We start from the raw sequence: 18340 nt of genomic DNA on the forward strand, positions 1-18340 counted from the left end.
CGCTCCTTAGCGGATGGGGTTGTGGACGGTGACGAGCTTGGTGCCGTCGGGGAAGGTCGCCTCGATCTGGACGTCGTGGACCATCTCCGGCACGCCTTCCATCACGTCTTCGCGGGTAAGCAGCGTGGTGCCGAAGCTCATCAGGTCAGCCACGCTGCGGCCGTCCCTGGCGCCTTCGATCAGCTCGTAGCTGATGATGGCCACGGCCTCGGGGTAGTTGAGTTTGAGGCCGCGGGCCTGGCGGCGGCGGGCGAGGTCGGCGGCCACCACGATCAGGAGCTTTTCCTGCTCACGCGGCATCAGATGCATGGGTTTCCCTTCGACGGCGGGGCGTGCGACCAGCGTAAGCCGGGAAGGTTTCCACCACGTTTCCGGAGTATCAGGAAAGCATGGATGCCACGCTACTTCGCAACGCCCAGCCGGGCCAGGATTTCGTCGCTGGACTGGACGGGCTGGCGGTAGGTGGTGGAGAGGATGCGGAGCATGTCGGCGGCGTCCTGGTCGGCCTCGGAGGCCATGGCGTCCCTGGCGTAGGTGACCCGGATGTTGTGCGCGAAAGCGTCGGCGCCGGTCTGGGCGATGCAGTTGTGGGTTGAGACGCCGGCGAGCACCACTTCCTCCGCACCCCAGTTCCGCAGCCGGGCCAGCAGGTTGGTGCCCACAAAGGCGCTGTCCCGAGTCTTGTTCAGCTGGGGCAGGTCCCCGGTCATGAGGCCCGGTACGGACCGGGCCTGCCCGCTGCCCCGGAAGATGAAGCCCTGGTCGTCGTCGAGCATGCTGAGGGTCCAGGTGGACTTGTCCCGCTCGTGTTCGGTGCCGACCAGGAGGGTCTTGTGCCCGGCAGCCTGGAACCCCTCGATCAGCCGGTTGCATTCACGGACCACCGTGTCCTGCCGGGCCGCCAGTTCGGGTGCCTCGAAGAAGGCGTTCTGCATGTCGATGACCAGGAGGGCAATCATGGGGGCACCTTTCGTCGTTGGGCCGGTGCGGAGGCGGGCCGGTGCGGAAAAGGTACCCGCTGGCGTGCGGACAAAACGCGCCGGCGCCCCGGGCGGCTGCAGGGAAACTAGGGCGCCGACTCCCGGATCTTCAGCTCGAAGCCCGCGGCCATATGGATGCCTTCCTGGTCGGCCACCCTGCCGGCGATCCGGTCCAGCAGCAGGCCGATGGAACGCTCCGCGATCTCGTCCATGCCCGGGGAGACAGTGGTCAGGGACGGGGCGGCGAACCGGGCCTCGTCGATGTCGTCGAACCCGGCAACGGCCACATCCGAGGGCACCCTGACGCCCCGGATCAGCAGCTCATGCATGGCGCCGAGCGCGAGCACGTCATTGAGGCCGAAGACGGCGTCAAACTCCACCCCGGCGTCCATCAGTCCCGCGACGGCCGCGGCCCCGGCGTCCCGGCGCCATTCCGCGGGAGCCACCAGCCCGGCGTCGAACGGGACGCCCGCCTCTTCCAGCGCCTTCCGGTACCCGTTCAGGCGCAGCCCGGCACTGCCGTCAGACTCATCCGGGCGGGCACCGACCACGGCGATCCGACGGCGGCCGGCTGCCAGCAGGTGCGCGGTAAGGGCGGCGGCGGCTTCCCCATTCTTCATGGTGACCAGGTCGAAGCGTGGGTCCATGATGTGCTCACCCAGCATCACCAGCGGCTTGCCGCCTGCCCGCGCGGCGATCTGGTCAGCATCGATGGCCAGCGGCGTGAACAGAAGCCCGTCCGTAAGCTGCCGGAACGTCCCCTGCAGGGTGCCGAGCTCCACGGCAGAATCGGCGTCGGACTGCTCCACCAACACGCGGTAACCGTGGCGGGAGGCAGCCTTCATGAGCCTTGACGCCAGCTCCGCATAGTAGGGCGCAGAGAGGTCTGACAGGACCAGCCCCAGCATGGAGGTCTTGCCGGAGCGGAGGCTGCGCGCGGTGAGGTTGGCTTCGTAGCCCAGTTCGGCGATGGCGTCCTGGACCCGCTGCTTGGTGGCGGGGCGGATGAACTCGTAGTCGTTCAGGACGTTGGAGACCGTTTTGAGCGAAACGCCCGCCGCCCTCGCAACGTCGTTCATGGTGACTGCCATTTAGCGTTCTTTTCCCGCTTTCGCGGCAGCCTTCGCGGCCTGCTTGCTGGCGCGGACCTTGGCCAGGGAGCCGGGATCAACGATGTCCGCGACCGAGCGGTAGCAGCCGTCCTCGCCGTAGTGACCGGCGGCTTCCCGCCAGCCCGGCGCTTCGAGGCCGCGCTGCTTGCCCAGCAGCGCCAGGAAGATTCTGGCTTTCTGGTCGCCGAATCCGGGCAGGGCCTTGAGCCGGCGCAGCACCTCGGCGCCGTCCGGCGAACCCTTGGTCCAGATGGCGGCAGCGTCCCCGCCCCACTCATCCTGGACGGCAGCGGCAAGGGCCTGCACCCTGGCAGCCATGGAGCCGGGGAAGCGGTGCACGGCGGGCCGCTCCTTGAACACTTCCACGAAGGCCGCGGGATCGTGCGCGGCAATGGCCCCGGGCTCCAGGGACCCGATCCGGGTGCGGATCTTTTCAGGGCCCGCGAAGGCCGATTCCATCGTCACCTGCTGGTCCAGCAGCATGCCGGTCAGCAGGGCGAAGGCGTCCTCACTCAACAATTTGTCCGCGGCGGGATCCCCGGTGATGTGCAGTTCCATGCCGTCCATCCTCCCACCTGCGGCCGCCGTCGTCATAAGGACGCCCCCGGCCCGCCACTCCATCCCCGGTCAGGCGTTGACGGCCAGCCGGATCATGGTCCAGGACACCGCCGGCAGCTCCGCGGTGAGGCGTCCGCCGTCGACCTTTACCGTGACGTTCCCGGCTGGCAGGACGGACGTGGAGTCGTCCGCCGTGGCCTGCCAGTACGGGTCCTTGTTGGCGTAGGTCAGCGCCTCCACCACGCGGACATTGCCCAAACCGGCCACGGCGGCATCCAGTGTGAGCGCCTGCTCAGCCGAGCGGTTCACCGCGAACACCACCGCCTCCCCCTTGTCCGCATCGAACGTGGCGACGGCGGACAGCGCGGCAAAGTCCGCCGTCTTTCCACCACTGACCAGCGGGGATTCGACGGCGAGCTGCAGCACGGTGCCGGACGCGTACCGGGAGGTCAGGGCGAAGGGATGGAACGTGGTCTGCTTCCACGCGCGGCCGCCGGGCTCGGTCATGATCGGGGCGATGACGTTCACCAGCTGGGCCAGGCTGGCCGAGTGGACCCGGTCGGTGTTGCGCAGCAGGGTGATCAGCAGGTCCCCGACGACGACGGCGTCCGCCACCGTGTAGGTGTCCTCCAGCAGGACCGGGGCCACCGGCCAGTCTTTGCCGGTGGGCACCTTGGACTCGTCGCGGCCCATGTGCCAGACGTTCCATTCGTCGAAGGAGATGTTCACCTGCCTGGTGGATTTCCTGACAGACTTCACGTGGTCGATGTGGCTCACGATGTCCCGGATGAAGGCTTCCATCTTGTGTCCGGCGGCCAGGTGCTCCTGCAGGTCGCCGAAGTCCTCGAAGTACTGGTGGGCCGAGATCAGGTCCACCAGGTCATAGGTTTCGGACAGCACGACGCGTTCCCATTCACCGAAAGTTCCCATGGTGGGTCCGGAGCTGCCGCAGGCCACGAGCTCCAGGTCGGGGTCGATCATCCGCATGGCGCGGGCCGTGTCGGCGGCGAGGCGGCCGTATTCCAGTGCGTTCTTGTGGCCGATCTGCCAGGGCCCGTCCATCTCGTTTCCCAGGCACCACATCCTGATGCCGTAGCCGGTGTCCGCGCCGTTGGCGCGGCGCTCCTCGGAGAGGGCGGTGCCGCCGTCGATGTTGCAGTACTCCAGGAGGTCAATGGCCTCCTGGAGGCCGCGGGTGCCCAGGTTGACCGCCATCATCGGTTCGACGCCGGCCTTCGCGGACCACTTCGCAAACTCGTCAACGCCCACAAGGTTCGGGTCGGTGGAGTGCCAGGCCAGGTCCAGGCGCACCGGCCGGCGGTCCACGGGGCCCACGCCGTCCTCCCAGCGGTACCCGGACACGAAGTTGCCGCCCGGATACCTCACGGTTGACACGCCCAGTTCGCGGGTCAGCTCGAGCACGTCGGTGCGGAACCCGTCCCCGTCCGCCGCGGGGTGCTCCGGTTCGAAGATGCCGGTGTAGACGCACCGGCCCAGATGCTCCACGAATGCTCCGAAGGTGCGCCGGCGCACCGGTCCTACGGTGAAGGCGGGATCGATGGTGATGGATGCACTGGGGGCCGCTGCTTGTTCTGTGGGGGTCACGAAAACATCCTTGCCTAGTTTTTATAACGTTATAGAAAACATTGTTGGGGATGGTGTGGAGTGAGTCAAGGGTCCCGCCCAGGGCCTGCGGCGCGGCCCGCGCGCGCTGGCCGCGCGGCCGCTTGGCGGGCCCACCTGCGGCAACACTGGACGGGCCCGGCGGGCGCGGTTCCAAGTACCCCCTATTCAAAAAAACAGGTACCGCCTACGCATTCACCGGAGCCCCCGCTGCCAATAAGTTCTTCTCAGAGGCAAGACCAGTTTCGGCCCGCGGTACTTGGCTCACTAGGGGGTGTGAGACTGGCAATGCACGCATCACACGCAAATTCAGGCTTCCCGGTCCAGCGGACCCGGGTAGTGAGCGGGGCCGGCGACGAGGAGTCCTTTGAGACCAAGGACTCTCCCCCAGCCGTCGCCGGCCCTCTAACACCCACCAAGGCCAGCAGGGGCCGCGCGTCCTACGCGGCTGAGCCGGCTGCAGAGGACGGCCCGCAGCGCACACGCGCCGGCACGCCCCCTATCCTGATTGACCTGGTGACCGGTGCGGACACGCTTGACGCATCCCTGGACCTGCTCGCGGCCGCCGCTTTGGACCATGTGGTGCGGACCGCCGGGTCCGACGTCGGCTGCGGCGTGGTGCTGCGCCTGCACAAGCGGAGCCCCGCCGTCACCGGCACCAGTGCCGAGGTTGTGGCCCTGCTGCAGTGGGAGCAGGAAACGGCGGAAGGGCCCGTAGCGGACGTACTGGCCGGCGGACACCCCGTGGCAGTGCTCCAGCGGAACGGAGACTTCCGGTGGCAGCAGTACTCCCGCCAGCTGCAGGTGGCAGGTTTCGGCAGCGCGCTGGCAATGAGGCTCCGGATGGACGCCGGCCCGGCAGGAGTCGGACTGGGCAGCGAGGCCGGCCAGGCGAGCGCGGCCCTGGCGTTCTTTGCCCAGGATGAGAAAGCCTTTCCGCTCCAGGTCATCGCGGAGGCACGCTCCTTCGCTATCCTTGCTGCCAGGAGCCTCCAGATGGCGATCAGCATGCATGCCGCCCGCTCACTCGCCGTCGACCTCCGTTCAGCCCTGGACAGCCGCACCTCCATCAACGTGGCCTGCGGCGTCATCATGGCGCAGAACCGGTGCTCCTACCAGGAGGCATTCGCCATCCTGGCCAAAGCCTCAAGCCACCGCAACATCAAAGTGCGGCTGGTCGCCGAGGACATCCTGGCCGGACTGCCGGACGGGGCACCCAACCCGCACTTCAGCCGCTAGATTCCGGCGCCCCGCCGGGTTTGCCGGGCACGCTACCGCTGAGGATAAGGGTGCGGTAAGGGACTTCCGTGAGGGCAAGAAAACCGGCGCGCTCCATGCGCGCCGGTTCACGATGGGTGGGCCCTGTGGGGCTCGAACCCACGACCCACGGATTAAAAGTCCGATGCTCTACCAACTGAGCTAAAGGCCCCTGCCGGTGGTCAGACACGCTGTATCCGCCCGTCCCGGCCCAATCCATTTCTGGACGTTAATACTCTAACCCATGGTCCCGGCGTCTTTGCACCCGGCCGGGACCCCGCCGTCGGACGTTCCCCCAAGGCCAAATGGCCCTTCCTCCGCGGGCAATGCAGCCTGTACGGATGCTCGATAACGCCACAGCACAGGAGTAGCGTGGGGGCATGAGCGAGCAAGCAGGCACCAGCCACTATGGCGGCAGCAACCGGCACCACAAGCCCAAGCCCTTCGCGCCGCTGGACTTCGAGCCGTTCGCCGGCGGCGCTGATCCCGCCCGCGTCTCGGAGGCTGCCCACCTTGCCGCCCAGGCGTTGGTGCGGCACGGCCGCGACAGCGACGACCCCCTGGTCACCGAACGGCTGGTGAAGCTCGCGGATGAGCAGGGCCTGGAGGCGATTGCCGAGATGTGGGCCGAGAGCCCCGCGCGCTCCCTCCCCGGCGCTCTCTGGCGCCTCTACGCTTTGCGGGCCGCCACCGTGCAGGACCCGGAGCGCATCTCAGTCTACTTCCGCGCGGGCAAGGACACTGCACAGGTTTCCAACGTGGTGGCCGGCGCGGCCGAGCCGCCGGGCGCCGACGAGATGCGGAGCATGGCCGATGCCATCCTGTCCGGAGCGTTCGACGGCGAGTTCGACGTCGCGCTGGAACGCTCCGCCGCGTTCTGCCGTGTGGTGGCGCTCGGCCAGGCAACCCTCGCCGACGGCGCCGAGCACGCCAACGAGGCACACGCCAGCAAACTGACCCGCAATTCCCACCAACTGGTGAAGACCGCCGAAGACCTGGAGCACGCGGCAAACGCGTGGCGCCTCGGTGAACTGGACTGACCAAGCCCCTGCCTGCGGCCCGTTCCCGGACCCTGCAGGCCCCCGCTGTCAAGATTGACTTGCACGGGGCGAAGTAGAAGACTGAAACCGGTGCCGAGCCGCGAAACCCCCGGGCTTCAACAATTAGCCGCCTAGAGCGGCCTACCGCCGAGAGGCGTATCCGGTTCGGCACCATTTTTGTGCCCTCTTCCGGCGGGTGTTTTCGGTGGCGCAGTGACGGCCCGGTAGAGTAAGCGTCAGTTGCACGCCCAGGTCAAGTCACACGGCGGCAATCCCCGCCCTGTTATGTCCCCGGAGACCGGTAAACACGTGAAGCTGCGCCTTTTTCCCCAGGAGCCCGCAGGGCTGAACCTCCTCTCGCAGATGGCACAACAGATCGTGCTGGCCTGCGGCACCCTGGCCGAGATCCTTGGCGTTCCCGCGGACGAGCACGGCAAACTCGTCGAGGACATGCACAACCATGAGGCAAAGTCCGCCGAACTGCACTTCGCGCTGCTGACCCACATGCGCACCAGCTTCGTCAATCCACTTCCCCGCGAGGACATGTATGCCTTGTCCCGCTACCTCAACGAGGCCATGGAGAAGATGGACGCCGCGGCGGAACTGGTGGCCCTGTACCGGCTGGACCGCTTGCCGCGGCGCGCTGCCGACCAGTTGGAGGTCATCAGCAGGCAGGCCGAACTGACGGTGGACGCGATGCGCCGGCTGAATGACCTTGATGACCTTGAGGACTACTGGATCGAGATCCTGCGGCTTGCCAAGCGGGCCGAACGGACGCACCGGGTGTGGGTCGCCGACATGATCGCGGACATGAAATGGCCGCAGTATTCACGGAACCGGGACATCGCCAACCAGCTCGTAGAGGTCACCAAGGACATGCGCCGGGTGGCCACCCAAGTGGGCAGCATCATCGTCAAGGAATCCTGATTATGGCGGTGGTCATTTTCGGGGCCGTGGTCCTGCTGGCCGCGGCGTTCGCTTTCCTGAACGGCTTCCGCGACGCCTCCACCTCCGTCGCCCTGGCGGTCCGGAACAGGGCCCTCACCCCCAGCGTGGGCGTCCTGCTCGCCGCCTTCTTCAACTTTGTGGGCGCCCTGCTCAGCGCCCTGCTCGCCGTCGCGGTCAGCCAGACGTGGATCCACCTGCCGCCGGGGGGCGGCGGCCTGGTCATCCTGGCTGCCGGGCTGGCCAGCGCCTGCGGCTGGGGCCTCCTGATGTGGTGGCGCGGCATCCCGGCGTCCTCCACGCACGCGCTGGTGGGCGGCCTTGCCGGAGCCGGTCTGGCCAGCCTTGCCGTGGGCGGTTCCGGTGTGGCGGGGGTGGACCAGTCGCTGCTGTTCCAGGTGGTGCTGCCGCTGGTGCTTTCTCCGCTGGTGGCCTACAGCGGCTCGTTCCTCCTGGTCTATCCGGCTACCTGGGCCGCCCGCTACACCCAGCCCAACGTGGTCAACCAGCGTTTCCGCAGGGCACAGGCCATCGCCGCCGGTGCGGTGGCCTTCGGCCACGGCCTGCAGGACGGACAGCGCGTCAGCGCGGTGCTCCTGCTGGCACTTCTGGCCGCGGGCTATTACGACGGCGGGATCCCCGTCTGGGTTGCCTTGCTTTCGGCGGTGATGATGACGGCCGGGACGCTGTTCGGGGGCTGGCGGATCTCGCACACCATCGGCTACAAGATCACCAGGATTGATCCGCTGCGTGGCTCCGTGGCGCAGACTTTCAGTGCGCTGATGCTTTTCGTCGGCGCCATCGCCCTGCACTGGCCGATCTCCACCACGCACACCGTGACGGCCGGAGCGCTGGGAGCGGGCGAAAACCAGCACTTTTCGGTGACCAGCCGCCTGCTGGTGATCCGCATCCTCTGGATGTGGGCCCTCACGCCGGTGGCAACGTGCGCCCTGGCTTTCGTCCTGGCACTGGCCCTCTCCCCCGCCGCAGGATAGCTCCCCTTTTTGCCCGTCCCGGCACCCCTACGGGACCGAATTCCCTATACAGCCGAATGCCGGTGACGTAGATTCGAAAGTACATCCCCGGGCGCCGGCGCCCCGGGACGTGCGTCCGCCGCCGGGTGCAGGGCCGCGGACTGCGCCGCTGCAGAATCACGGCGGCCCGGCTGCACAACGCGGAAAAGAGCAGGCGCCATGTCTTTCTCGCCTTTCCGGCGCCCCCTGCCCCGGCCCCGTCAGCTGCAGTGCGGGACCTGCGGGACCGGGCACCATCTGACCATCCACGCCGTCACGGCCATCGGAAGGGCCGGCGGCGACCTGGTCAGCGTGTCCTACACGTGCAACGCCTGCCACCTCTTCCAGGAGCACGTGGCCTACGCGTCGGATGTGGCCGCGGCGCTCCACCAGATCCACTGGATGCCCAACGTCATGGTCTTCGGCGACGATTACATCCACTGCGGCTTCCCCATGGAAGACGCCGGGTTCGAAGTCGAAAAGCTCTGCTACCGCATCAGCAACGGCGGATCCAACGCCGTATTCCTGCCCACCCGGGTACTGCGCTGCCACTGCGGGTTCCAGCTCGAGGTGCCGCAGTGACGGGCGCGGACCCGGGGACCTGGAGTTGCTAGGACTCGATGGCGTAAAGACCGGCGGGTGTTTCCGCGAGCGCGGCCGCGAGCTCCTCACCGGTCAGGTTCGCCGCAGCGCAGAGTTCATCATGGGCCACTCCCGCGGCGGCGGCCTTGCGGACAGCCTGCAGCAAGGACTCCTGGGCCGAGTCCAGCTCCCACTGCACGGTCTCCAGGTAGGAACTGGTCCGCCACACGGCAGACAGGACGTCGCCCGCCCCCGATTCAGGGACGGTGACGGGAACTGCCGACACATCCTCGAGGCGGGCAGCCAGCCCTGCGCCCGCGAAGCCCGGCACGGGAAGGTCCGGGTGCGGGAACCTGATGGCCGGCCCGTGCCCCGCAACCGTAAGCTGGTGGCTCCTGGGGCTGCTGGCTGTCTGCGTCATTGGCAAAGCTCCTAAGCTGGCTTACTACTAGTTAATAAAGTATCTAGTTCAGCGTACTAAATGCCCGGAGCAAAGACCAGCAGGAAATCCTCCCTACCCGAACCGGCCCGAGACGTAGTCTTCGGTGGCCTTCTGTACCGGGTTGCTGAAGATGGTGTGGGTGTCGCCGTACTCGATCAGCTTGCCCGGCTTGCCCGTGCCGGCAATGTTGAAGAATGCCGTCTTGTCAGAGACGCGCGCGGCCTGCTGCATGTTGTGGGTCACGATCACCACGGTGTACTGGTCCTTGAGCTCATTGATGAGGTCCTCAATGGCCAGCGTGGAAATGGGGTCCAGGGCGGAGCACGGCTCGTCCATCAGGATGACCTGCGGCTCCACGGCAATGGCCCGCGCGATGCAGAGCCGCTGCTGCTGGCCGCCGGAGAGCCCGGAGCCGGGCTTCTCCAGCCGGTCCTTGACCTCGTTCCACAGGTTGGCGCCCTTCAGCGAGCGCTCCACCAGAACGTCCGCCTCGCCCTTGGAGATCTTCTTGTTGTTCAGCTTGACGCCGGCCAGCACGTTGTCCCGGATGGACATGGTGGGGAACGGGTTGGGGCGCTGGAACACCATGCCGATCTGCGAGCGGACGGTGACCGGGTCCACGCCGGGACCGTAGAGGTTGTCGCCATCGAGCAGGACCTCACCCTCGACGCGGGCGCCGGGGATCACCTCGTGCATCCGGTTCAGGGTGCGCAGGAAGGTGGACTTGCCGCAGCCGGAGGGGCCGATGAAAGCGGTGACGGACTTGGCCTCGATGTGGATGCTGACGTCTTCGACGGCGAGGAAATCGCCGTAGTAGACGTTCAGGTCCTTGACGTCGATGCGCTTAGACATGGTGTTCCTTCACTTACTGGATAGAGATTTTGGGTCGGGCCGGAGCGTGAACCGCTCAGCGGCCGGTCTTGGGGGCGAAGATCCGGGCGATCAGGCGCGCCACAAGGTTCAGGACCATCACCAGGATGATCAGCACCAGTGCCGCACCCCAGGCCCGCTGCGAGGACGGGTCCGGGTTGGATGGCGAGGTGGGGTTGAGGATCTGGGTGTAGATAAACGTGGGCAGCGAGGCCATCCAGCCGCCGAACACGTTGGAGTTGATGCTGGTGGCAAAGCCGGCGGTGACCAGGATGGGCGCCGTCTCGCCGATGACCCTGGCGATCGCCAGGGTGACGCCGGACGCGATGCCGGAGATCGCCGTCGGAATGACCACCTTGAGGATGGTCCGCCATTTGCGGACGCCCAGGGCGTACGCGGCCTCGCGGAGTTCGTTGGGGACGATCTTGAGCATTTCCTCGCTGGAGCGGACCACCACGGGGATCATCAGGACGGACAGCGCGACGGCGGCCACCGCGCCGGTCTTGGTGCCCGGGCCCACCACCACGAAGAAGAACGCGGCGGCGAAGAGGCCGGCCACGATGGAGGGGATGCCGGTCATGACGTCGACGAAGAACGTGATGGCCTTCGCCAGCCGGCCGTCGTGGCCGTACTCCACCAGGTAGATGGCGGTGAGCAGCCCCACGGGAACGGAGATCACGGTGGCCAGCAGCGTGATCTGCACCGTGCCCAGGAGCGCGTGGTAGATGCCGCCCATCACCGGCCCGCCGCTTTCCACGGCCTTGTTGTCGAAAGCGCCTGTGACGCCGTTCATTGAGGTAGTGAGGAACCCGGGGTCGATGAGCCCAGGGATGCCGTTCACCAGCACGGTCCAGATGACCGAGACGAGGGGCAGGAGCGCCACCAGGAAGGAACCAACCACCAGGCAGGTGGCCAGCTTGTCCTTGGCCTTGCGGGAGCCTTCCACGGCTGCGCTCCAGGACACCAGGCCGACGGCGAACAGCAACGCGGAGACCACGCCCCAGCCGAAGGGGTTGAAACCAGCCAGGGCCAGGATGGCCGCGCCGACGATCAGCGCTGCCGCGAGGACCGCGTAGGGGGCGTACTTGGGCAACTGGCCCTTGGTGAGCGCCGACCGCTTGCTGCGGACCGGGGTGAGCGTGGAGGTCATTTAGTTGGCTCCCGAGAATTCTTTGTGCCGGGTGATGACCCAGCGGGCGATCATGTTCACGGCCAGGGTGATGACGAACAGGACCAGGCCGGCGGCGATCAGGGTGCTGACCTTGATGCCGCTGGCTTCCGGGAAGTTCAGGGCGATCTCGGCGGCAATGGTCTGGTTTCCTGACTGGATCAGGCTGGCGGTCAAGGCGCCGGAGGAGAGCACCAGGGCCACGGCCATGGTCTCGCCCAGCGCGCGGCCGAGGCCCAGCATGACGGCGCTGATGATGCCTGGGCGGGCGAAGGGCAGCACGGCCATTTTGATCATCTCCCAGCGGGTGGCACCGAGGGCCAGCGCCGCCTCTTCATGCAGCTTGGGGGTCTGAAGGAAGATTTCGCGGGACAGGGAGGTGATGATGGGCAGGACCATGACGGACAGGACGATGCCCGCGGTGAGGATGGTCTTGCCGGTGGTGGAGGCCGGGCCCTGGAAGATGGGGAGCCAGCCCATGTTGACTGCGAGCCAGCCGTACGCCGGCGAGATCTCCCTGGCCAGGAACGCCGCACCCCAGGCGCCGTACACCACGGAGGGGATGGCGGCGAGCAGGTCCACGACGTAGCCGAGCCCGGAGGCCAGCCGGCGGGGGGCGAAGTGCGAGATGAACAGCGCCACGCCAATGGCGATGGGGGTGGCGATCACCAGAGCGATGACGGCCGCGATCAGCGTGCCGACCACGATCGGCCAGATGTAGGCGAAGAAGCCCTGGCCGCCCTGGATCTTGTCGGCGGGAACGGTCAGCGCAGGGATGGCCTGGACCACCAGGAAGAGTGCGACGCCGAACAGAACGGCGAGGATCAGGCAGCCTGCGGCCAGCGCGGCGCCGGAGAAGACTTTGTCACCGGCGCGCCCGGCGCCCTGGGTGCTGGTCAGGGGGGTGGCGGTCATTCGACGGCCCTTCGATCGATTACTGGTGTGACGGTTGCGGGGTGCAATGCCAAGTTCCCCGCACTGCCGTCCGGCAGGCGGGGAACCCGGTTTCGCAGCGTGGCTAGGACTTGACCTTGATCGAGTCGATGGCCTTGACAGCCTTGGCCGCGAGGTCGGAGGACAGCGGGGCAGACTTGGCGGAGTCTGCGGCAGCCTTCTGGCCCTCCTCGGAAACTACGTAGTGCTCGAAGGCCTTGACCAGGTCAACGGTCTCCTGCTTGTCGTAGGTGGTGCAGAGAACGTGGAAGGACACCAGGACGATCGGGTAGGCGCCTTCGATGGTGGTCTTGCGGTCCAGCTTGATGGACAGGTCGTTCGCGGAGCGGCCTTCCACCGGCTTGCCGGCGTCCACTGCCTTGGCGGCGGCTTCGGCGGAGATCTTGGTGAAGGACGAGCCCACCTTGATCTGGGCAACGCCGAGCTTGCCGCTGACGGCGGAGTCGTCGGCGTAGGTCACGGCGCCGGGGGTGTCGGTGACGGTCTTGACCACACCGGAAGTGCCCTTGGCGTTCTCACCCTGGAGGCTGGCGGGCCACACGCCGGCGGCCTTGTCGGTCCAGACGTCGGATGCCGCGGCGGACAGGTAGTCCGTGAAGTTCTGCGTGGTGCCCGAGTCGTCGGAGCGGTTCACCGGGGTGACCTTCAGGTCGGGCAGGGAAACGCCCTCGTTCAGCGCGGCGATCGCGGGGTCGTTCCACTTGGCGATCTGGCCGCGGAAGATCTTGGCCACGGTGGTGGCGTCCAGCTTCAGGTCGGTGACGCCGGGGACGTTGAAGGCGACGGCGATCGGGGAGATGTAGACCGGGACGTTGATGGCACCGTCGGGGCCGCAGACCGACTTGGAGGAGGCGTATTCGTCATCCTTCAGGTAGGCGTCGGAGCCGGCGAACTGGGCCGAGCCGTCGAGGATTGCCTTGCGGCCTGCACCGGAACCATCCGGGGAGTACTGCACGCTGGCGCCGGAGTTGGCGGAGGCGAAGTTGGTCTTCCAAGCGTCCATGGCCGCGCCCTGCGCGGAGGAGCCGATACCGGTCAGCGTGCCGGTGACCTTGGTGCCGCCAGCGGATTGGGTGCCGGCAGGGGCGGTGCCCGTGGCGTTGTCTGAACCGCAGGCGGTGAGCGCGAGTGCGCCGGCTGCGATAACAGCGATAGCCGCGTGGCGGCCGAAGCGGAGTGCCTTCACTAGATGTACCCCTTCCAGGGTTATTCAGGTGCGGGACAGGGACGGAGAACCCTGCTGCGCGATGCGTACGTTGTGTACCTTCAAGAAAGTTATGGGCCGCAGGTAACGGGATGGCCTGTCCAAAGTGAACGGAGGATTAACGGCCGCGGGATATTCGTTGACAAATACCGGGTCCCCATTGCGCGGATCACATCTCCGGCCGTAGTGGCGGCCCTGGCACTGCATGGCCACTGAATAGACTTGGACCCATGGCCATAGCAGCAGGATTCTCGGCAACCAGGCGGTTCCTGCGCAGCCGTGTACGCACCGGACTGATCCGGAGCCGCAACTCGTTCATCCCCGCCATCCAGATGACCGTCTGCGCGGTGGGGGCCTATGCGTTCGCCGAGTACGTCCTTGGCCATACGGGGCCCTTGTTCGCTGCCACGTCGTCGCTGATTGCCCTCGGCTTCTCCCGGGAACCACGGCTGCGCCGGGTGATGGAAGTGGGCCTGGGCTGCACCCTCGGCATCGTGGTGGGTGACCTGCTCCTGCACTGGCTGGGCGGCGACATCTGGGTGGCCGCCGTCGTGCTTCTCACCTCCATCCTGCTGGCCCGGTTCCTGGACAGCGGAAACATCTTCACCACCCAGCTGGCGCTGCAGTCGCTGCTGGTGGTGCTGCTGCCGGCGCCGTCCGGCGGTCCATTCACCCGCAGCATCGATGCGGTGGTGGGCGGGCTGTTCGCGCTGCTGGTGACCATCCTCATGCCCAAGGACCCGCGCCGGGAGCCGCGCCGGGACGTCCAGAAGCTGCTGCATGAACTGGCAGAGGTGCTGCGGGAATGCGCCGGCGCGCTCGTGTCCAGCGACTCCACCCAGGCCTGGCACGCGCTGATCCGCGGCAGGAACTGCCAGCCGCTGGTGGACGCCATGCGCCAGTCGCTGCGCGCGTCCGGCGAGGTGGCCACGCTGGCGCCTGCCTACCGCCGGCACCGTGACGAGCTGGACCGGCTGAAGCAGTCCCTGGACTTCATCGACCTGGCACTGCGCAACAGCCGCGTGTTCGCGCGGCGGCTGACCAGCGCCATCAACCACACAGCGCTCTCGGACGAGGCCACCGACAGCATCGCCGAGGTGCTGCAGGAGACCGCTGCCGCCATTGACGAATTGTCGCTGGGCCTTGGCGAAACGCACGACGGCGTCCGGCGCGCCCACCTGCGCACGGCCCGCCGCGACCTGAGCGAAATCGCCCTGCGGCTGCACCCCAAGCTGCTGGAGGTGCAGCGGCTGGAGGGCGAAACGGTGGTGATGCTGTTCCGGCCGCTGATGGTGGACCTGCTGGAGGCCACGGGCATGGACGCCCGCGAGGCCCGGGACGTGCTCCCCGCGCTGTAGTGTCGGTGCCCGCCGCTAGGGTTGGACGCATGGCAACAAAGACTTCCCGGGCCTCCAAGGCGCCCGGCTACAAATGCGCCGAATGCGGCTGGACCACCGTCAAGTGGGTGGGCCGCTGCGGCGAATGCCAGGCGTGGGGCACGGTCGAGGAGACAGGGGCCTCGGTGGCCCGGACGACGGCGGCCACAACAGTGGTGGAGCCTGCGCGCCGGATCGCGGAGGTGGACGCCACCACGGCGGCTTTCCTGCCCACCGGGGTGGACGAACTGGACCGGGTGCTGGGCGGCGGCCTGGTTCCCGGCGCAGTGATCCTGCTGGCCGGCGAACCGGGGGTGGGCAAATCCACCCTGCTGCTGGATGTGGCCGCCAAGTTCGCCCGGACAGCACAGGATGTCCTCTATGTCACCGGCGAGGAGTCGGCCGCCCAGGTGAAGCTTCGCGCCGAACGGATCGACGCCGTCGCCGAATCCCTCTACCTGTCCGCGGAGACGGACCTGGGCCAGGCGCTGGGGCAGGTGGAGAAGATCGAGCCGCGCCTGCTGATCGTGGACTCCGTCCAGACCCTCAGTAGCGCAGACGTGGACGGCAGCGCCGGCGGCGTGTCCCAGGTCCGCGAAGTGGCGGCCTCCATCATCGCCGCGGCCAAGCGGCGCAACATGACCACCCTGCTGGTGGGCCACGTGACCAAGGACGGGTCCATCGCAGGTCCGCGGCTGCTGGAGCACCTGGTGGATGTGGTGTGCCAGTTCGAGGGCGAGCGGCACTCGCGGCTGCGGCTCCTGCGTGCGGTGAAGAACCGGTACGGGCCCACGGACGACGTCGGCTGCTTCGACCTGAACGAGAACGGCATCGAAGGCCTCACCGATCCCAGCGGGCTGTTCGTCAGCCGCACCAAGGACCCGGTCTCGGGAACCTGCATCACCGTCACCATGGAGGGGCGCCGTCCCCTGCTGGCCGAAGTGCAGTCGCTGCTGGCCGAGAGCCCCAACTCGCAGCCGCGGCGCGCCACCAGCGGCCTGGACGGTTCACGGGTGTCCATGCTCCTGGCCGTCCTGCAGCAGCGGGCCGGTACGCTGCTCCACAAGGACGATTCCTATGTGGCCACGGTGGGCGGGGTGAAACTCAGCGAACCGGCCACCGACCTCGCCGTAGCCCTGGCGGTGGCCTCGGCCAAGGCCCGCAAGCCCCTGCCCATCCGGCTGATCGCCTTTGGTGAAGTCGGACTGGCTGGTGAAGTCCGGCCCGTGCCCGGCATCAACCAGCGCATCCAGGAGGCCCACCGGCTCGGATTTACCCATGCCGTGGTCCCGGCCAGCCACACCGGGCCGGGACCCATCCCCGCCGGCTTCTCGGTCCGCGAGGTGGAGCACCTGACCGAGGCGCTCAGCCTCCTGATTGGCTAAGGACTTTCGCGCTCCCCGCCCTTGGCCGAGGTGGCCAATCGACTTCCGCGTGAAAATTCGCTTGCCACGGGTACTGTGATGTCAACACCTTCTTGCAGTGGGAGGGTTATCCAAATCGGCGCTGGGGGCCAACTTGGTAATCCGGGAACATCAGGGCAACGCGGACGCGCCCGGCCGGGCGCGCGATTCGTCGGTGGGTTCCGTCATGTCCCACCGTCTTGACGGGCTGTACGGCAGGGCGGGGAACCGCACGTGGGTAGCGCTCAGCCAACTGCCCCTGACCGTCACCATGGGGCTGATGGTTGTTGCGGCCGCCATCTTCAGCCCGGAGGCGTTCGACGACACCCTGTTCAAGGCAGCATTGCTGGCCCACCTGGCCATCTTTGCCATCTGCCTGGCGGTGCCCTGGGGCAGGCTGCCGGAGCATGCATTTGCTGTTATCGCGGTGCTGGACTGCCTCGCCGTCGGTTTCACCCGGGAGGCGGGCGGCCCTTCCTTCAGTGTCCTGAGCCTCCTGATGGTGTTCCCGGTGATTTGGCTGTCGGCGCAGCGGGCCCTGTACCTGCCTGTCCTGGCCGTGCTGTCGGCGATTTTGGGCACGGTCGTTCCACCCATAACCATGGGCTCCCCACCCGCCGGCGGCTCGATGATCCGTACCATCATCCTGCCCCTGGTCATGTCGGCCATTGCAGTGACTGCCTATGCCGTGTCAGGGACCCTGCGCCGGCAGCGGACCAAGCTGGTGGAAAACGAGCATGACCTCGCCCGGACACTGAATGAAAGCATGCGGCGCCAGGGGCTCCTGGATGCCGTGCTAAAGGCGGTGGGAGTCGGTGTCTGGGTGGTGGATAGCCACGGCAACACTGTGCTGACCAACAGGGCGATGCAGACGGACCCGGCGCTGGCAGGGCTCCGTGAGCCAGGTTCAGGACGCAGGCACCTGCTGGCGGCAGACCAGTCAACCCCGGTTCCGGACACGATGTCCCCGCCGGTCCGGGCGGCCAGCGGGGAGGCGTTCACGGACGAGCTCTACTGGGCCGGCCCGGAAGACGGCCAGCGCGCCTACTCCGTCAGCGCCCACGGCTTTCCCGCCGCCGGCGGCCAGGAAGGCGGCGCGGTCATCACGTTCGTGGACGTGACCACGCTGATCGGGGCCCTGGCCGCGAAGGACAACTTCGTTGCCACTGTCTCGCACGAACTCAGGACTCCGCTCACGTCCATCATTGGCTACCTGGAGCTGGTGCTGGAAGAGCCCGGGCATGAGGACATCCGGGAAGAGCTCCTCGTGGTGCGGCGGAATGCCGAGCACCTTTTGAACCTGGTCAATGACCTCATCGCGGTGGCGTCCGAGCGGGTGGAGCTTTCCCTGGAGGACGCGGACCTGGCCCGGCTTGTCAGCGAGGCGGTGGACTCGGCATTACCCAGGGCGGCGGGCGCCGGCCTGGAGCTGAAGCTCAAGGTGGAGCGGCCCCTCCCGGCCCGGGTGGACCCGGCAAGGATCAGCCAGGTGATCCACAACCTGCTCTCGAACGCCATCAAATACTCGCCCCACGGCGGCAGCATCACCGCCACCGCGCGCAGGACCGAGGACGGTCTGGTGTGCTCCATCAGCGACACCGGGTTGGGCATGAGCGAGGAGGAGCAGGAGCAGGCCTTCACCAAGTTCTTCAGGTCGGCGCGGTCCCGTGAAACAGCGATACCGGGCGCGGGCCTGGGGCTGCCGGTCAGCAAGACCATCGTGGAAGGCCACGGCGGATCCATCAGCCTGAGCAGTGAGCCCGGCCGGGGCACCAGCGCGACATTCATCCTGCCTGCGTCCTGAGGAGGGCTC

At 67.4% G+C, this 18340-nt stretch carries 18 protein-coding genes and 1 tRNA gene; 8 read left to right on the plus strand and 11 right to left on the minus strand.

The window, feature by feature from the left end; genetic code table 11:
• Positions 1-6 precede the first annotated feature (6 nt).
• The 5 genes from ACYSM9_RS01930 to arfA form a co-directional block, all read right to left on the minus strand.
• Positions 7-309, minus strand: a complete 303-nt coding sequence (locus ACYSM9_RS01930; RefSeq protein ID WP_461855306.1) for an urease subunit gamma — start codon at positions 307-309, stop codon at positions 7-9.
• A 92-nt stretch (positions 310-401) separates the two neighbouring features.
• Positions 402-959: a cysteine hydrolase family protein gene (locus tag ACYSM9_RS01935; protein WP_461855308.1), complete on the minus strand. Its 558-nt coding sequence runs from the start codon at positions 957-959 to the stop codon at positions 402-404.
• A gap of 107 nt (positions 960-1066) precedes the next feature.
• Positions 1067-2071 (minus strand): LacI family DNA-binding transcriptional regulator, encoded by a 1005-nt coding sequence (locus ACYSM9_RS01940; protein ID WP_461855309.1) that lies wholly within the window; start codon positions 2069-2071, stop codon positions 1067-1069.
• Positions 2072-2659: an HhH-GPD-type base excision DNA repair protein gene (locus ACYSM9_RS01945; protein WP_461855310.1), complete on the minus strand. Its 588-nt coding sequence runs from the start codon at positions 2657-2659 to the stop codon at positions 2072-2074.
• Positions 2660-2719: 60 nt separating this feature from the next.
• Positions 2720-4255 carry an arabinosylfuranosidase ArfA gene (gene arfA, locus ACYSM9_RS01950; protein WP_461855311.1) on the minus strand — a complete coding sequence of 512 codons (1536 nt, stop codon included), beginning with the start codon at positions 4253-4255 and terminating at the stop codon, positions 2720-2722.
• Positions 4256-4561: 306 nt separating this feature from the next.
• Between arfA and ACYSM9_RS01955 the strand changes: the two genes are divergently transcribed.
• Positions 4562-5512, plus strand: coding sequence for an ANTAR domain-containing protein (locus tag ACYSM9_RS01955; RefSeq protein ID WP_461855312.1), 951 nt, complete (start codon positions 4562-4564; stop codon positions 5510-5512).
• 117 nt (positions 5513-5629) lie between these two features.
• Here the strand turns inward: ACYSM9_RS01955 and ACYSM9_RS01960 are convergent.
• Positions 5630-5702 (minus strand) — tRNA-Lys (locus ACYSM9_RS01960).
• A 208-nt stretch (positions 5703-5910) separates the two neighbouring features.
• Between ACYSM9_RS01960 and ACYSM9_RS01965 the strand changes: the two genes are divergently transcribed.
• The 4 genes from ACYSM9_RS01965 (at position 5911) to ACYSM9_RS01980 (ending at position 9110) form a co-directional block, all read left to right on the plus strand.
• The gene (locus tag ACYSM9_RS01965) at positions 5911-6570 is read left to right on the plus strand and encodes a hypothetical protein (protein ID WP_461855313.1); all 660 of its coding nucleotides are present in this window, start codon (positions 5911-5913) and stop codon (positions 6568-6570) included.
• A 309-nt stretch (positions 6571-6879) separates the two neighbouring features.
• The gene (locus ACYSM9_RS01970) at positions 6880-7497 is read left to right on the plus strand and encodes a DUF47 domain-containing protein (protein ID WP_461855314.1); all 618 of its coding nucleotides are present in this window, start codon (positions 6880-6882) and stop codon (positions 7495-7497) included.
• 2 nt (positions 7498-7499) lie between these two features.
• Positions 7500-8510, plus strand: coding sequence for an inorganic phosphate transporter (locus ACYSM9_RS01975; RefSeq protein WP_461855315.1), 1011 nt, complete (start codon positions 7500-7502; stop codon positions 8508-8510).
• A 198-nt stretch (positions 8511-8708) separates the two neighbouring features.
• Positions 8709-9110 carry a hypothetical protein gene (locus ACYSM9_RS01980; RefSeq protein WP_461855316.1) on the plus strand — a complete coding sequence of 134 codons (402 nt, stop codon included), beginning with the start codon at positions 8709-8711 and terminating at the stop codon, positions 9108-9110.
• A 28-nt stretch (positions 9111-9138) separates the two neighbouring features.
• On the opposite strand, the gene ACYSM9_RS01985 is transcribed toward ACYSM9_RS01980, so the two are convergent.
• The 5 genes from ACYSM9_RS01985 to pstS all read right to left on the minus strand — a co-directional run bounded on the left by ACYSM9_RS01985 (position 9139) and on the right by pstS (position 13730).
• The gene (locus ACYSM9_RS01985; protein ID WP_461855317.1) at positions 9139-9531 is read right to left on the minus strand and encodes a hypothetical protein; all 393 of its coding nucleotides are present in this window, start codon (positions 9529-9531) and stop codon (positions 9139-9141) included.
• A gap of 93 nt (positions 9532-9624) precedes the next feature.
• Positions 9625-10404 carry a phosphate ABC transporter ATP-binding protein PstB gene (gene pstB / locus ACYSM9_RS01990; RefSeq protein WP_461855318.1) on the minus strand — a complete coding sequence of 260 codons (780 nt, stop codon included), beginning with the start codon at positions 10402-10404 and terminating at the stop codon, positions 9625-9627.
• Between the two features lie 55 nt (positions 10405-10459).
• A complete protein-coding gene (pstA, locus tag ACYSM9_RS01995; RefSeq protein WP_461855319.1) occupies positions 10460-11572 on the minus strand; it encodes a phosphate ABC transporter permease PstA in 1113 nt (370 codons plus the stop codon).
• Positions 11573-12505, minus strand: a complete 933-nt coding sequence (gene pstC / locus ACYSM9_RS02000) for a phosphate ABC transporter permease subunit PstC (protein WP_461855320.1) — start codon at positions 12503-12505, stop codon at positions 11573-11575.
• 103 nt (positions 12506-12608) lie between these two features.
• Complete coding sequence (gene pstS, locus ACYSM9_RS02005) at positions 12609-13730, minus strand: phosphate ABC transporter substrate-binding protein PstS (protein ID WP_461855321.1); 1122 nt, start codon at positions 13728-13730, stop codon at positions 12609-12611.
• A 248-nt stretch (positions 13731-13978) separates the two neighbouring features.
• Here pstS and ACYSM9_RS02010 point away from each other — a divergent pair, with 248 nt between their 5' ends.
• The 3 genes from ACYSM9_RS02010 to ACYSM9_RS02020 all read left to right on the plus strand — a co-directional run bounded on the left by ACYSM9_RS02010 (position 13979) and on the right by ACYSM9_RS02020 (position 18331).
• Positions 13979-15106: an FUSC family protein gene (locus ACYSM9_RS02010; RefSeq protein ID WP_461855322.1), complete on the plus strand. Its 1128-nt coding sequence runs from the start codon at positions 13979-13981 to the stop codon at positions 15104-15106.
• A gap of 29 nt (positions 15107-15135) precedes the next feature.
• Complete coding sequence (radA, locus tag ACYSM9_RS02015) at positions 15136-16509, plus strand: DNA repair protein RadA (RefSeq protein ID WP_461855323.1); 1374 nt, start codon at positions 15136-15138, stop codon at positions 16507-16509.
• Between the two features lie 205 nt (positions 16510-16714).
• Positions 16715-18331 (plus strand): sensor histidine kinase, encoded by a 1617-nt coding sequence (locus tag ACYSM9_RS02020; protein ID WP_461855324.1) that lies wholly within the window; start codon positions 16715-16717, stop codon positions 18329-18331.
• Positions 18332-18340 lie beyond the last annotated feature (9 nt).

The organism is Arthrobacter sp. C152 (assembly GCF_054890965.1).